The sequence below is a fragment of the Kineococcus sp. AC630 genome, from assembly GCF_979255925.1.
On record NZ_CEEDMJ010000001.1, the window covers coordinates 32,637 to 46,973 of the forward strand.

The window sequence follows — 14,337 nt, forward strand, 5'->3', positions numbered from 1 at the left end:
CGCCGACTGCGACCTACCGCAGTTCGACGGCGGCGCCGGCCATCCCTTCGGTGCGGGCCCAGGCCAGTGCCTTCTCGGCCGGCAGCGGACGGGCGAAGAAGAACCCCTGGAGTTCGTCACAGCCCAACGCGCACAACCGGTCCGCGGAGGCGAGGGTCTCCACGCCCTCGGCGACGACGACGAGTCCGAGCTGGTGGGCCAGGGCGATGACCGAGGACACGATGACCTCGTCCTCCGGGTGCGCCACCATCTCGGAGACGAACTGCCGGTCGATCTTGAGTTCGTGGACGGCGAGACCGCGCAGGTGGCCGAGGCTCGTCGAGCCCGCCCCGAAGTCGTCGACGGAGACGCGGATCCCGCGCTCGCGCAGCTTCGCGACCGTGGCCCGTGCGCCCTCGGGGTCGTTGATGATGGCCGTCTCGGTGATCTCGAGCACCAGTGCGGACGGGGTCCACCGGGTGAGGGCCAGGGCCTCCTCGACCACACCCAGCAGGCCCGCGTCGAGGGTGACCGCGGAGATGTTCACCGACATCGAGACGTCGACGCCCTGGGCCCGCCAGGTCGCGGCCTGGCGCAACGCCGTGATGAGCACCCAGCGCGTCAGCGGGTGGATGAGGTTGGTGCGTTCGACGAACGGCAGGAAGTCGGCGGGCAGCAGGAAACCCCGCGTCGGGTGGTTCCAGCGCACCAGCGCCTCGAAACCCACCAACCGGGAACCGTCACCGGAGACCTTGGGCTGGTAGTGCAGTTCGAGCTGGTCGGCGTCCATCGCCCCGCGCAGCTGCCCGAGGAGTTCCAGGCCCCCGGCCGAGTGCGGGTCGCTCGCGGCGTCGTAGCGCAGGACCCCGAGCCGGCTCCGCTTGGCCGCGTACATGGCGATGTCGGCGTGCTGCAGGAGTTCTCCGAGGGAGTTCCCGTCGACCCCCGCGACGGCGATCCCGATGCTGCCCTGGAGGTCGATCGGGACGACCCCGGCGTGGAAGCTCCCGACGGAGAGGGCGGCGAGGAGGCGTTTCGCGACGACCTCGAGGTCGTCGCCCGGGCCGGGCGCGGGGACGAGGACGGCGAACTCGTCACCACCGAGGCGGGTCACCGGACCCCGGTCGCCGACGGTGGCGGTGAGGACCCGGGCGACCTGGACGAGGACCTCGTCCCCGGCCGCGTGCCCGAGGGTGTCGTTGACGTCCTTGAAACCGTCGAGGTCGAGGAGCAGCAGCCCCAGACCGCGCCCCGAGGCCAGCAGCGGTTCACCCGACTCGACGAGCGCGCGGCGGTTGCCGAGCCCGGTGAGCGGGTCGGTGCGGGCGAGTTCATCACGGGCCCGGTCGCGCTGGCGGACGAGGACGGTGAGGAGGACGGAGGCCACCACGATCACGAGCACCGAGGTGGTCCAGGCGATCGAGGCGGCTGTCACACGAGCCCCATCGGCACGCGGAGTGACGACTTGAGCCGTCCGGCTCACCCGAGCGGCGGAACGCTCCAGCGGACCAGCACGGGCCGGCCGTGCTCGCGGCCGAGTTCTCCCCAGGTGCCCGCCTCGAGGGCGAACAACGCCCCGGCGGTGGGCGAGAGCCCCAGCCAGGTCGCGAGCAGGATGCGCAGGAAGTGCCCGTGGGCGACGAGCACCACGTCACCCTCGCCCTCGGCGGCCTGCGCCCGGTCCAGGACCGCGCGGGCGCGGGCGGAGACCGCGTGCACGGTCTCCCCCGGCGTCTGCCCCGGGACGACACCGTCGTGCCAGACCGACCACTCGCGTCCGAGCTCGGCCGAGATCTCGGCCGTGGTGCGGCCCTCGTAGCCGCCGTAGTCCCACTCGACGAGGTCGTCGTCGATCGTCACGTCGCTCAGACCGGCGAGTTCGGCGGTGCGCCGGGCCCGCTGGCGGGGGCTGACGAAGACGGCCGAGACGCTGCGGTCGGCGAAGACGGGGGCGAGTCCACGGGCCTGCACCTCGCCCGCTGCGGTGAGCGGGACGTCGGTGCTGCCGGTGTGCTGCCCCGAGAGGCTCCACTCGGTCTGGCCGTGACGGACGACGAGGATCGACACAGGGCGACGATACGCGCCCCTTGTGCCGCCGGGTCCGACGGGTGAGGATCGTTCGATCATCGCGACGAGGCGGGAGATGCCCCATGACGGTCGACGGCCCGGTGGCCAGGCGTGAACGGATCACCGCCCTGGTCACGTCCCGCGGCAGCGCCCGGGTCAGCGACCTCGCCCTCGAACTGGGGATGGCGGCGGTCACCGTCCGTCGCGACGTCGAGGCGCTCGCCGAGCAGGGTCGACTCACCCGGAGGCACGGGATCGTGACCGCCGCGTTGCCCGGTGGTCCGGTCCTGGGCACCGTCGTGGCGGTGTCGTCCTCCTCGGGGGCCTACCTCGGCGAGATCCTGCACGGCGCGCGCGAAGCCGTCGCCGCGCACGGCGGCCGCTACGTCCTCGAGGTCGCCCGCGGGCCGGTGGCGACGCGGGCGGCCATCGAACGGGCGGCGGGCACCCGCGGGGTGTCCGGCATCCTCTACGCCCCGCGGTGGCACTCTCCCGAGGAGGTGAGCGAGGACGTGAGCGTCCCGTCCTGGCCGACGTCACCCCCGCTCGTCCTGCTCGAACGGTTCGCTCCCCGCGGATCCGCACTCGCGCAACGGGACGCCGTCCGCAGCGACCACGCCACGGGGGTCCACCTGGCCCTGTCGCACCTGCGCGCGCACGGCCACCGGCGGATCCTGACCTTCTGCCGCGACGACTCCCCGACCTCGCGCACCGTGCGCGCCTGCCTGCCCGACGCCCTGCGCTCCCTCGGTCTGCCGGTGCTCGCCGAGCCGTTGCTGTCGGCCGACCACGCCGACCAGCAGCACCGGCTGACGGCTCCCGACCCGGTCGAGGCGGTCCGCCGCCACGGGGCGACGGCGATCCTCGTGCACGCCGACCCGGACGCCCTGTCCATGCTCCCCCGGTTCGCCGGCGCGGGGATCCGGGTGCCGGACGACCTCAGCATCGTGACCTACGACGACGTCGTGGCGGGGCTCGGCGAGGTGCGCCTCACCGCCGTCGCACCGCCCAAGCGCGAGGTCGGCCGGGCCGCCGTGGACCTGCTGGGGTGGCGCACGACGGCCTCCGACGCCCCCTGCCGTCACCTGGAGATCGCACCCCGGCTCGTGGAACGGCACAGCGTCCGAGCGATCGATCACCGGTGATCGAACGCTCTTGACCTGTCCGGCCCGGCGCCGGGACGGTGACCCCGTGCCAGCGAAGATGCGGGCCGCGCTCGCCATGAGCGCCGCCAGTCGCGACCGGGTCGTGGACCGGACCTTCCTCGACCGGCTGCGCGCGGTCGTGGACCTCGACGAGACCCTGCTGAGCGAGTTCACCAGCCCGCGGGCGCTCGGGGTCCTCGCCGGGGTGGACGTCCTGGTCACCGGGTGGGGGTGCCCGGTCCTGGACGCCGACGTGCTCGACGCCGCGCCCCGGTTGCGCGCCGTCGTGCACGCGGCGGGATCGGTGCGTCACCACGTGAGCGCGGCCTGCTGGGAACGCGGGATCCAGGTGTCCTCGGCCGCGGCCGCGAACGCCGTCCCCGTCGCGGAGTACACCCTCGCCATGGTCCTGCTCGCCGGCAAGGCCGTCCTGCCCGCCGCCGACGCCTTCCGCGTCGAGCGCACCCGGACCGCGATGCGGTTCAGCGAGGCGGCCGGGAACTACCGCTCGACCGTCGGGATCCTCTCCGCCTCCCTCGTCGGTCGCCGGGTGCTGGAACTCCTGCGCCCGCACGACCTCGAGGTCCTCGTCCACGACCCGTTCGTCCCGGACTCCGAGCTCAGGGCGCTGGGTGCCGAGCCCGTGGGCCTGGCGGAACTCGCCCGGCGCAGCGACGTGTTCAGCGTCCACACCCCCCTGTTGCCCGAGACCCGCGGTCTGGTGGACGCCCGGGTCCTCGCGTCGCTGCGGGACGGCGCGACCCTGGTCAACACCGCGCGGGGTGCCGTCGTGGACCCCGAGGCGTTGACCCGCGAACTCCTCAGCGGCCGACTCCGCGCCGTCCTCGACGTCACCGACCCGGAACCCCTGCCGCCGGGTTCGCCCCTGTGGTCGTGCCCGAACGTCCTGCTGACCCCGCACGTCGCCGGGTCGCTGGGCAACGAGATGCGCCGGCTCACCGCCGCCGCCGCCGACGAGGTCGAACGTCTCGCGGACGGCCTGCCGCTGGCCCACCCCGTCGCCCACCCCGCCCTGTCCCGCACCGCCTGAAGGAGTTCCGCTGGTGTCCCTCCTCGAGAACGTCCCCGAGGACCGCGTCCTCTCCCCGATCACCGGCTGGACCCGCGCCCACTGGCTCGCCGTGGCCGACGACCTGCTGCTGGCCGTCCGGCCGTGGGCGACCCCGGAGTTCGGGCGCATCGACCTGCCTGGGGAACCCGCTCGCGCGGGGTGGGTCTCCGACGGCCTGGAGGGTTTCGCCCGCACGTTCCTGACCGCGGCGTTCCGGGTCGCGGGCGAGGGGGGCGCAGACCCGCACGGGCACCTCGGGAACTACCGACGAGGGCTCCTCGCCGGAACCCAGGACCCTGGTTCCGACGACGCGGAGTCCTGGCCGGTGATCGGCTCCGTCCGGTCCGGCGGGCAGCCGATGGTGGAGTCCGCCTCCATCGCCCTGGCGCTCGACCTCACCCGCGAGTGGTTGTGGGACAGGCTGTCCGGCGAGGAGCAGGACCGGGTCGAGGCGTGGCTGCGCGGCAGTCTGCGCCACGAACCCGCGCCCAACAACTGGTACCTGTTCCCGATGGCGGTCGCCTCGTTCCTGACCGGTGCCGGACGCGGGGACACCGAGACGGAGGCAGCGATCTCGCGCGCCCTCGACCTGCTGGAGGGCTGGTACCGCGGGGACGGGTGGTACACCGACGGCGACGGCCGGATGTTCGACCACTACGTCGGCTGGGCCATGCACCTCTACCCGGTGCTGTACTCCCACCTGCGCCGCGACGAGGAACTCGGGAAGCGGTTCGGCGCGCGACTGCGGGAGTTCCTCACGACGTTCGCCCTGACCTTCGACGGCAACGGCGCACCCCTGCACCAGGGACGGTCGCTGACCTACCGGTTCGCCACCGTCAGTTCGATGGCCCTCGGGGCGGTCACCGGGAACACCCCGTGGGCGCCCGGCGTCAGCCGGACGCTGCTGAGTTCCGGGGTCCGCTACTTCCTGGACCGCGGCGCCACCACCGACGGGCTCCTCACCCGCGGGTTCCACGGCCCGCACCCCGCGAGCGTCCAGGGCTACTCCGGACCCGGTTCCCCGTACTGGTCGTCCAAGGCGTTCTCCGCGCTCCTCGCCGGTCCCGACCACCCGCTGTGGACGGCCACCGAAGAACCCGTTCCCGCGCTCGCCCCGTCGCGGACGACCCCGATCGCCCCCGCCGGCTGGCTCGTCCAGAACACCGCCGACGGCCTGGTCCGCGTGCACAACCACGGGTCTGACCACCACCGACCGGGCGGCCCCGACGGCCGACCCGACCCCTTCTACGCCCGGCTCGCCTACTCCACGAGGACCGGTCCGACGTCGGCCCACAACGTCGCCGACAACACCGTCGTCCTCGGCGCGCGCGGGCTCGAGGGGGTCCGGCACGCCTTCACCCCCGCCGGGACCGGCCCCGGCTGGGCCGCCAGCCGGCACCACCCGGAGTTCGTCGGCACCGAACTCCCCCAGGCGGAGGTCCTCTCCCTCGTCCTCGCCCACGACGCGTGGGAGGTCCGGGTCTTCCGCCTCGACGCCGTTCCCGCCGGGACCGCCGTGACGGTCACGGGCTGGGCGGTGGCCGCGGACCACCCCGGCCTGCTGGAGCAGCAGCTGGACACGACCTCGATCACCCTCACCGCCCCCGGTCCGAGCAGCCGGTTGCTCGCCGTCCGCGGCGTTCCCGACCTCGACGTCGTCCGCGCGCCCGCGGGCAACGCCTTCGGCGCCTGGGCCCTCGTCCCCCGAGCGCGCGGCCACGCCGGTGACGGCCCGGCCGTGGTCGCGGTCTCACTCTCCGCGGTCGACCCCGGCCCGGCCCCGGAGGTCGTCCTCGACGGCGCCCGGGTGCGGGTGACGTGGGCCGACGGCACCCGCTCGCAGGCCGACGTGGACGGGCCCGTTCCGCAGGTCGAGCCGGGATGGTGAGATGTGCGGTGTGGATCCCTTCACCGACGTCCTGACCGCCAACGCCGAGTACGCGAAGACCTTCGTCGACGACGGCCGCCCCGGGGTGGCCGGCTCCGGCCTCGCCGTGCTGACGTGCATGGACTCGCGCATCTCCCCGCTGGAGATGCTCGGTCTGGCCAAGGGGGACGCGAAGATCCTCCGCAACGCCGGCGCCCGGGTGACCGAGGACGTGCTGCGCACCCTCGTCCTCGCGCACTACCTACTCGGCGTGGACCGCGTCCTCGTCCTCGCCCACACCGACTGCGGCATGACGAAGAACACCGACAGCGACGTGCACGCGAAGGTCCTCGCCCAGGGCGTGGACTCGCGCAGCATCGACTTCCGGACGATCTCCGACCAGCGCACGACGCTCGTCCACGACGTGCAGCGCATCCGGTCGTGGCCGTTCCTGCCGCCGAAGATGCCCGTCGCCGGCGGGATCTACGACGTGCGGACCGGGGCGATCGAACTCGTCGTGGACGCCGACGCCACCGCCGAGGAACCGCCCCGGATCCCCTGACGGGTCACGGAGTCACCCGTCGCCGCAACGCGCGCACCTGATCGCCGCCGAGCCCGATCGAGCGCAGGTACCCGGCGCTGGACCCGTGCACGTCCCGGACGCGGTCGAGCATCGTGACGGCGTTCCGCGCGTCCGGGGCCGTTCGGTCGCCGGGGCTGAGGTCCGGCGGGGTGTGCGCTCGGACGACCCGCCGGTCGGGCACGGTGGTCCCGTCCGCCAGCGGGAGACCACCGAGGTCCGCGGAGTTGTCGAAACCGGCGAGAACCCCGCGACCCCGGGGAGACCCGGGCTTCATCGACTCTCGTCGGCCGCACCCGGTGGACCGTTCCGCACCCACGTGACCTCTCGCACCCCGTCGACCACCTGTCCGGACCCGGTGGGTGCGAAACCCCGCTCGCGGTAGAACGCCTGCGCCCGGCGGTTCGGCTCTGCGACCTCCAGCACCGCGGGTTCGGCCGGCAGGACGACGGCGTCGAGGACAGCCGACCCCGCGCCCGGACCGTGGTGGGCCGCGTCCAGGTAGATCAGGTGCAGCTGCCGAACGCCCCCGCTCGACGGACCGGACATCGCGATGCCGACCACCACGTCGTCGACCTCGGCGACCGCGATCCGGTTCGCGCTCCACCGTTCGTCGGTGAGGGCGGCGATCCAGAACCGTTCCCGGGAACTCAGCAGCCCCGGGTCGTCGAGCACCGCGTCCGCCACAAGACCCCGGTGGGTCTGCCGCCGGGAGTCGACGTGGACCCGCGCCGTGGCCCGCGCGTCGGCGACGAGCGCACGTCGGACGAGGAACCCCGCGGTCACGGGCCGACCCTGGTCTCGTCCCAGCACCGCTGCTACGTTCCGCACGACTGCACGTGCTCGCCCCACCACAACCTGGAGCCGTCGTGACCGCACCGTCCCGTCGTTCGTTCGTCACCGCGGTCGCGGGGGTGGGTGCCGCCGCCGCCGCTGTGGGCGGCGCACCTGCCGCCTCGGCAGCCGAGGAGACCACCGCGCGCCGCCGACCGCCCCTGACCGCGTCCGTCACCCTCGCGCCGGGGCTGACGCCGAAGGCGGTCACCGGCCGCGTCTACGTCATCCTCACCACGGACGCCGGCAGCGAGCCGCGCGAGCAGGCCGGCGACGTCGCCGACGGGGTGCCGTTCTGGGGCCTCGACGTCACCGGCCTCGCCCCGGGCCGCAGCACCACCGTTCCCCTGGCGGCCCCGGCCGTCGGGTTCCCCCTCGCCGACGCCTCGTCGCTGCCCCCCGGCACCTACCGCGCACAGGCGTTCTTCAACGTCTACACGCACTTCTCCCGTTCCGACGGTGCGGAGATCGACCTGCACCTGCCCGGCGGCGACGGCCACGACGTCTTCGCCTCCACCGGAAACCTCTACGGCCCCGTCGTGGAGGTCACCGTCCCCGCGACCGGGGGCCGGGGAACCGTGCACCTCACGCTGGACACGGCCGTGCAACCCTCCGAACCGGTCCCCGCGGGCGGCACGTCGCAGCAGGGCAACCCCGAGGAGTCGCAGCACGTCAAGCACGTGAAGATCCGCAGCGCGGTGCTCTCGGAGTTCTGGGGCCGCGACACCTACGTGGCCGCCGACGTCCTGCTGCCGCTGGGTTACGACGAGGCGGCGAACCGGACCGTGCGCTACCCGATGGAGCTGAACCACGGTCACTTCCCCGGTGACGCACCGCGGGGGTTCACCGAGGACGGCAGCAACGCGTTCAGCGCGTACTGGCTCTCCGGCACCGCACCGAAGTTCATCACCGTGACCTTCCGCCACGAGAACCCCTACTACGACGACTCCTACGCCGTCGACACCGCGAACATCGGCCCCTACGGCACCGCACTGAACACGGAACTGCTGCCGGAGGTCGACCGTCGCTTCCGCACCATCGGCGCGCCGTGGGCCCGCGTGCTCTCCGGCGGCTCGACGGGCGGTTGGGAAGCCGCGGCCACGCAGATCTTCTACCCCGACCTCTACCAGGGCGCCTGGGCCGGTTACCCCGACCCGCTGGACTTCCACGCCCACCAGCTCGTCGACGTCTACGGCGACGACAACGCCTACGTCACGCACCACGCCTACCTCGACGTGCCCGTGCCGTCGGCGCGCGAGGTCAGCGGCAAGTCGCAGTACACGATGGGGCAGGAGAACGGCTGGGAGCGCGCGCTCGGCAGCCGCGGCCGCTCCGGACTCGGGCAGTGGGACGTCTGGCAGGCGGCGTTCTCCCCCCGCGGTGACGACGGCTACCCGAAGCCGATCTGGGACAAGACGACGGGTGAGATCGACCACGACGTCGCTGCCTACTGGCAGGACCACTTCGACCTCGCGACCTACGTCGAGAAGCACTGGGACGACCTGCGCGAGAAGCTCGACGGCCAGCTGACCATCTACGTGGGCGACGCCGACACCTACTTCCTCAACGACGGCGTCAACCTGTTCAAGGAACGCGTCGACAAGCTCGCCGGATCCAACGTCACGTACCGGTTCGGCCGCAACCAGCCCCACGGCTGGGAACCCTGGACGACCCGGGAGTTCTACGACCTGCTGGCCGACCACGTCGTCGCCCACGCCCCTGCCGCCCAGAAGGGCTCGCTGACCTCCTGGCGCGCCGCCGCGAAGCCGGCCGACGCGACGGGCAACGCAACGCTCGGCTGATGGACGAGGGGATCGGGCAGAGGGGGACAGCGTCCGGGTTCCTCCTCTGCCCCGGCTCCCCTCCGGCGCTGCGGCGGCATCCAGCGGAGACGGGTACCGACAGGGACTCCCTGCCGGGCTCGGCGTCTCCTACCGTGGAGGACGGCCCGTAGGGGTCGCCGCAGCACGTCACCCGACGACGACGGCGGCACCACCTGACCCCACCGATCGACCCGCACCCGACACGCCCAGGAGAACCTCCCTTGTCCAGCACGGCACGGACGCCGGCCGGGAGCGGACCCTCCACGCCAGGCATGACCCCCGCCAGGACCCTGCTGTTCGCGATCGCCAGCGGTACCGCCGTCGCGAACCTCTACTGGTCCCAGCCCTTGTTGGAGGAGATCGGCCGCTCCCTCGGGGTCTCGAACGCGAAGGCGGGAACGCTGCTCACCGTCACCCAGGTCGGCTACGCCCTGGGCATCCTGCTCGTGGTGCCCCTCGGCGACGTGCTGGATCGACGCGGCCTGGTGCCGATCGTGCTGACCGTCTCGGCGGTCGCGCTGGGCCTGGTCGCCGTCGTCCCTGGTTTTCCCCTCGTGCTGGGGGCACTGGGGCTGGTCGGCTGCACGACGGTCTCCGCCCAGATCCTCGGCCCGCTGGCCGGAGACCTCGCCGAACCCGACCAGCGCGGCCGTGTCGTGGGCACGGTCGTCTCCGGTGGGCTCATCGGCATCCTGCTCTCACGCACCATCGCGGGGGTGGTCGCCGATCTGGCGGGCTGGCGCAGCATCTACGCCGTCGCCGCCGTCGCCGCGCTGCTGCTGGCCGTGGCCCTGCGCCGCGCCATCCCCGAACTACCCACCCGCCCGGGCGTTCCCTACCCGCGCCTCATCGCCTCGGTCTTCACCCAGGTTCGCCGGCGACCGTCGGCCCAGGTCACGATCGTCCTCAGCGTCGTGAACTTCGGGGTCTTCACGATGTTCTGGACGGCCCTGACCTACCTGCTCTCGGCGGAGCCCTACTCGTACTCCCTGAGCACGATCGGCCTGGTCGGTGTGGCCGGCCTGCTCGGGGCTCTCGCCGCCCGCGGGGTGGGCCGACTCCACGACAGGGGCTGGTCGGTACCGGCCAACGGGTTCACCCTGACCCTGGCTCTGCTGTCGATGGCGGCAGCGGGTCGGTTCGGGCGCCACGTCATCGCGTTGCTGGTGACCATCGTGGTCTTCGACGTCGCGGTCCAGGGCACGAACGTGCTGAGCCAGACCCGGTTGTTCGCCGCCGCACCCGAGGCCCGCAGCCGGTTGAACACCGCCCTGGTGACGGCGAACTTCGTCGGCGCCGCGTGCGGTTCCGCCGCCGCCGGTGTCCTGTGGCGGGCCGGGGGCTGGAACGCGGTGACCCTCGCCGGGGTGATCGCCTACGGCGTGGCGTTGCTGGTGTGGGTGGTCGCCCGGCGGAGCCTGCGGACTCGACCGCCGCCACGGTCGGTGCACGCAGGTTGACGCGCTCGCCGAGCGGTGGTGATCAGGCACCGACGACGGTCGACAGCGACCTCAGATCGGCCACGGTCCAGTCGAAGGCGTCAGCGACCGTCGCCACCCCTTCCCCCGCACGCTCGACGAACGCCGTCCGCAGGCCGCGTTCCGCGGCGGCCCGCAGGTCCCAGGGGTGGGCGGCGACCATGACGACGTCCTCGGGGTCGAGGCGGAGCAGGTCCAGGACGAAGTCGTAGACCCGCGGGTCGGGTTTCGCCGATCGGACCATCTCGCTCGAGAGGGCGGCGTCCCACTCGATGCCGGCGGCGCGGGAACACTCCACCAGGGGCAGCAACCCGGCGTTGGAGAGGGCCACGACCCGGCAACGAGACCGCAGCGCGCGGATCCCGGCCGCACTGTCGCCCCACGCCGGTAGCCGGCGCCCGACGAAGCGCAACGCCTCGGGGTCCTCCACCCGGACGTCGTCGGGCACGGTGCGGGCGAGGGCCTCGGCGATCACCTGTTCCCAGGGACGCCACGCCGCCGCACCGGAGGCGATGGCCGCGATGTCGCCGTCGACCTCTCCCAGCCACCGGTCGGTGAGTTCCGTCAGTTCCGACCCGGTCGCTCCCGCGGCGGCGAGCGCGGCGCGGAAACCTCCCCGTTCGTCGAGCACGGTCCCGAGGACGTCGAAGACCGCGACCTGGGGTGTCATCACCGCACCACCTCCTCGAAGTGGCGGAGCATCCGCTCCGCGTCGGGTTCCACCCCGGTGAACCAGCGGAACGCGTCGACGGCCTGGAAGACGGCCATCCCACCCCCGGTCAGCACCCGGCACCCGCGGGACCGGGCTGCGACGACGAGTGGCGTCTCGAGCGGTCGGTACACGACCTCCGCGACCCACTGCGCGGGGCGCAGCAGCGACACGTCGAACGGGAATCCCGGGTGCGCGGCCATCCCGGTCGGTGTCGCGTGCACGATCCCGGTGGCGTCGGTCAGGAGTTCCGGCAGGTCGGCCGGGCCGTGGGCGGAACCACCGACCACCGCGGCGACGGCTGCAGCGCGGGAGGGGTCCACGTCGACGACGGCCACCGACCGGACCCCGGCACGACGCAGCGCGTGCGCCACCGCAGCACCGGCGCCGCCGGCCCCGACGAGCAGCACCCGGTCGAGTTCGGCGTCGGGCAGGAACCGGGCCAACGATCGCCGAAAACCCGTCGTGTCGGTGTTGTGCCCGACCGCCCGCGTCCCGTCGAAGACGACGGTGTTCACCGCACCCAGTTCCCGGGCGTCGGGGTCGAGCTCGTCGAGGTGGGCGAGGACGAGCTGCTTGCACGGGTGGGTGACGTTGACCCCGGCCCACCCCTGCGAGCGGACCTGGTCCACTAGCCGCCCGGAGTCCCGGGCGGGCACCCGGAGGACGTCGAGGTCGAGACGCCGGTACTCGCAGTGCATCCCGAGTTCAGCCGCCTCGCGTTCGTGCAGGGCCGGGGTGAGGGACGGCCCGATGCCGCTGCCGATCAGCCCGACGAGGTACCTCACCCCTGCGAGAGCTCCGAGAGGTGCTGCCACCGCTTCCACTCCGCCAGCCGCGACTCGTAGTCGGCGCTGGCGATCCCGATCGGGGCGGTGCCGAAGAACACCCGCAGCGGCGGGTTCGGATCGTCGACGAGGGCGAGGACGGCGGCGGCACTGGCGGCGGGGTCGCCCGGCGAAGAGACCCGGCGCTCGCGGGCCTCCGCCGCCTTGACCCGGAACTCGTCGTAGGCCGGGAGCGGTGCGGAGTGCTTGGCGGAGGATCCGCCCCAGTCGGTGGAGAAACCACCGGGTTCAACGAGCGTCACCTTGATGCCGAAGTCGGCGACCTCGGCGGCCAGCGCCTGGCTGAAACCTTCGAGCGCCCACTTGGAGGCGTTGTAGATGCCGATGTTGGGGAACGCCGAGATCCCCCCGATGGAGGAGACCTGGAGGACGTGCCCGCCGCCCTGGGTCCGCATGACGGGCAGCACGGCCTGGGTCACCCAGAGCGCCCCGAACACGTTGGTCTCGAACTGCGCGCGGGCTTCGGCCTCGGTGATCTCCTCGACCATCCCGAACTGGCCGTACCCGGCGTTGTTCACGGCGACGTCGATCCGCCCGAACCGTTCCACGGCCCGGGTCACGGCCGCTTCGACCGCCGCCTTGTCGTCGACGTCGAGGGTCAGCGCGAGCAGGTGGTCGGGGTAGCGCGACACCAGGTCGTCGAGGCTGGCGGCGTCGCGGGCGGTGGCGACCACCTGGTCACCGCGTTCGAGGGCCGCGAGCGTCCACGCCCGTCCGAAACCGCGCGACGTCCCGGTGATGAACCACGTCCTGATCATGCGGGCATCATGCGCCGCGGCCGGAACGCCAACAACCCGGAGGCGGCCAGGACACCCCCGACCACCATCGCCAGCCGCAGGTCGACCGCCAGCAGGACCCCGCCCAGCCAGGCACCGCCGGCGATCCCGACGTTGAAGGTGGCGTTGACGACGGCCGGGGCCGCGTCGCTGTCGCGACTGGCCCGGAGGGCGGCGGTCTGGGTCAGCGTCGGCAACGCGCCGAACGCCGCGCCCCAGACGACGACCAGCACGACCACGACGACACCGTGCGACCGCAGGACGGCGGCGGCCGCCAGCAGGCACGCGGTCACCACGAGCACCGTCCCCGCCAGCGATCGACCGGGGTAGCGGTCGACGAGGTTCCCGGCGACGACCAGTCCGGCGAGACTCGCTGCGCCGTAGCCGAAGAGGACGATGCTGATCCCACCCTGGGGAACCCCCGCGGCCAGGACGACCGGGGTGATGTACGTGTACGCGGTGAAGTGCCCGAGAGCCACGATCGCGGCGCCGAGGGCGACGGCCAGCAGGCGTCGCCCGCGCAGCGCCGTCAGCACGGAGGGCGGCGGTTCACCGGCGAACCGGGGGTCGTCGCGCGGCAGGACCACGAGGGCGGCGAGGGCGAACCCTGCGAGCAGGACGGACGCGGTGCCGAACGCCCACCGCCACCCCACGGCCTCCCCGAGCGCGGTGCCCAGCGGCACCCCGGCCGCCAGCGCGAGGGCGACCCCGCCGTTCACGACCGCCAGCGCCCGGCCGCGACGCTCGGGAGCAACGAGCGCGACGGTGGTGCCGACGACGACCGAGAAGATCCCGGCGTGCGCGACCCCGCCGAGCAGTCGGGCGGCCACCGCCCAGCCGTACCCCGGGGCGACCAGGATCGCCGCGTTGCTCAGGGCGTAGAGGCTCAGCAGGCCGATGAGCACCCGTCGCCGCGGGAACCGGGCCAGCCACGCCGTCAGCGGGATCGCACCCAGCGCCACGACGACCGCGTACGCCGAGACCCACCAGCCGATGCGGGAGCGGTCGACGGCGAAGGCCTCGGCGAGCTGCGGCAACAACCCCACCGGGAGGACCTCGGTGGTCACGGCTCCGAACAGCGAAGCCGTCAGGAGGGCGAGCGGTGCGACGGGGAGTCGCTGCGTGGACGGCACAACCCGTAATATACTTGCGCATCGAG

Annotated in this window: 14 protein-coding genes; 6 read left to right on the forward strand and 8 right to left on the reverse strand. The window is 73.2% G+C overall.

What is annotated here, in order from left to right; genetic code table 11:
* Positions 1-13 precede the first annotated feature (13 nt).
* Positions 14-1,414, reverse strand: coding sequence for a putative bifunctional diguanylate cyclase/phosphodiesterase (locus tag AC0I8G_RS00190; protein WP_471728162.1), 1,401 nt, complete (start codon positions 1,412-1,414; stop codon positions 14-16).
* A gap of 44 nt (positions 1,415-1,458) precedes the next feature.
* Positions 1,459-2,046, reverse strand: a complete 588-nt coding sequence (locus AC0I8G_RS00195; protein ID WP_471728163.1) for a histidine phosphatase family protein — start codon at positions 2,044-2,046, stop codon at positions 1,459-1,461.
* Positions 2,047-2,129: 83 nt separating this feature from the next.
* On the opposite strand from AC0I8G_RS00195, the gene AC0I8G_RS00200 reads away from it, so the two are divergent.
* Genes AC0I8G_RS00200 through AC0I8G_RS00215 form a run of 4 tightly spaced genes read left to right on the forward strand, consistent with a single transcriptional unit; the run spans position 2,130 to position 6,692 of the window.
* Complete coding sequence (locus AC0I8G_RS00200) at positions 2,130-3,191, forward strand: substrate-binding domain-containing protein (protein WP_471728164.1); 1,062 nt, start codon at positions 2,130-2,132, stop codon at positions 3,189-3,191.
* Positions 3,192-3,249: 58 nt separating this feature from the next.
* Entirely contained in the window at positions 3,250-4,242 is a 993-nt protein-coding gene (locus tag AC0I8G_RS00205; RefSeq protein ID WP_471728436.1) for a hydroxyacid dehydrogenase, read from the forward strand.
* A 13-nt stretch (positions 4,243-4,255) separates the two neighbouring features.
* A complete protein-coding gene (locus AC0I8G_RS00210) occupies positions 4,256-6,151 on the forward strand; it encodes a DUF2264 domain-containing protein (RefSeq protein ID WP_471728165.1) in 1,896 nt (631 codons plus the stop codon).
* A gap of 1 nt (position 6,152) precedes the next feature.
* Positions 6,153-6,692, forward strand: a complete 540-nt coding sequence (locus tag AC0I8G_RS00215; RefSeq protein ID WP_471728166.1) for a beta-class carbonic anhydrase — start codon at positions 6,153-6,155, stop codon at positions 6,690-6,692.
* A 4-nt stretch (positions 6,693-6,696) separates the two neighbouring features.
* On the opposite strand, the gene AC0I8G_RS00220 is transcribed toward AC0I8G_RS00215, so the two are convergent.
* Positions 6,697-6,987 (reverse strand): hypothetical protein, encoded by a 291-nt coding sequence (locus AC0I8G_RS00220; RefSeq protein WP_471728167.1) that lies wholly within the window; start codon positions 6,985-6,987, stop codon positions 6,697-6,699.
* Positions 6,984-7,496, reverse strand: a complete 513-nt coding sequence (locus AC0I8G_RS00225; RefSeq protein ID WP_471728168.1) for a GNAT family N-acetyltransferase — start codon at positions 7,494-7,496, stop codon at positions 6,984-6,986. The genes AC0I8G_RS00220 and AC0I8G_RS00225 overlap by 4 nt, the downstream gene beginning before the upstream one ends.
* Before the next feature lie 83 nt (positions 7,497-7,579).
* Here AC0I8G_RS00225 and AC0I8G_RS00230 point away from each other — a divergent pair, with 83 nt between their 5' ends.
* Both AC0I8G_RS00230 and AC0I8G_RS00235 read left to right on the forward strand, forming a co-directional pair.
* Positions 7,580-9,346, forward strand: coding sequence for an alpha/beta hydrolase (locus tag AC0I8G_RS00230; RefSeq protein WP_471728169.1), 1,767 nt, complete (start codon positions 7,580-7,582; stop codon positions 9,344-9,346).
* A gap of 293 nt (positions 9,347-9,639) precedes the next feature.
* Complete coding sequence (locus AC0I8G_RS00235; protein WP_471728170.1) at positions 9,640-10,827, forward strand: MFS transporter; 1,188 nt, start codon at positions 9,640-9,642, stop codon at positions 10,825-10,827.
* 22 nt (positions 10,828-10,849) lie between these two features.
* Here AC0I8G_RS00235 and AC0I8G_RS00240 read toward each other — a convergent pair whose 3' ends face one another.
* From AC0I8G_RS00240 to AC0I8G_RS00255, 4 genes are read right to left on the reverse strand one after another with little or no spacing between them, the layout of a single operon-like run.
* Complete coding sequence (locus AC0I8G_RS00240) at positions 10,850-11,515, reverse strand: haloacid dehalogenase type II (RefSeq protein WP_471728437.1); 666 nt, start codon at positions 11,513-11,515, stop codon at positions 10,850-10,852.
* The gene (locus tag AC0I8G_RS00245) at positions 11,515-12,342 is read right to left on the reverse strand and encodes a shikimate dehydrogenase (protein ID WP_471728171.1); all 828 of its coding nucleotides are present in this window, start codon (positions 12,340-12,342) and stop codon (positions 11,515-11,517) included. The genes AC0I8G_RS00240 and AC0I8G_RS00245 overlap by 1 nt, the downstream gene beginning before the upstream one ends.
* Positions 12,339-13,160, reverse strand: coding sequence for an SDR family oxidoreductase (locus AC0I8G_RS00250; RefSeq protein WP_471728172.1), 822 nt, complete (start codon positions 13,158-13,160; stop codon positions 12,339-12,341). The genes AC0I8G_RS00245 and AC0I8G_RS00250 overlap by 4 nt, the downstream gene beginning before the upstream one ends.
* The gene (locus tag AC0I8G_RS00255) at positions 13,157-14,311 is read right to left on the reverse strand and encodes an MFS transporter (protein WP_471728173.1); all 1,155 of its coding nucleotides are present in this window, start codon (positions 14,309-14,311) and stop codon (positions 13,157-13,159) included. The genes AC0I8G_RS00250 and AC0I8G_RS00255 overlap by 4 nt, the downstream gene beginning before the upstream one ends.
* Positions 14,312-14,337: the final 26 nt, after the last annotated feature.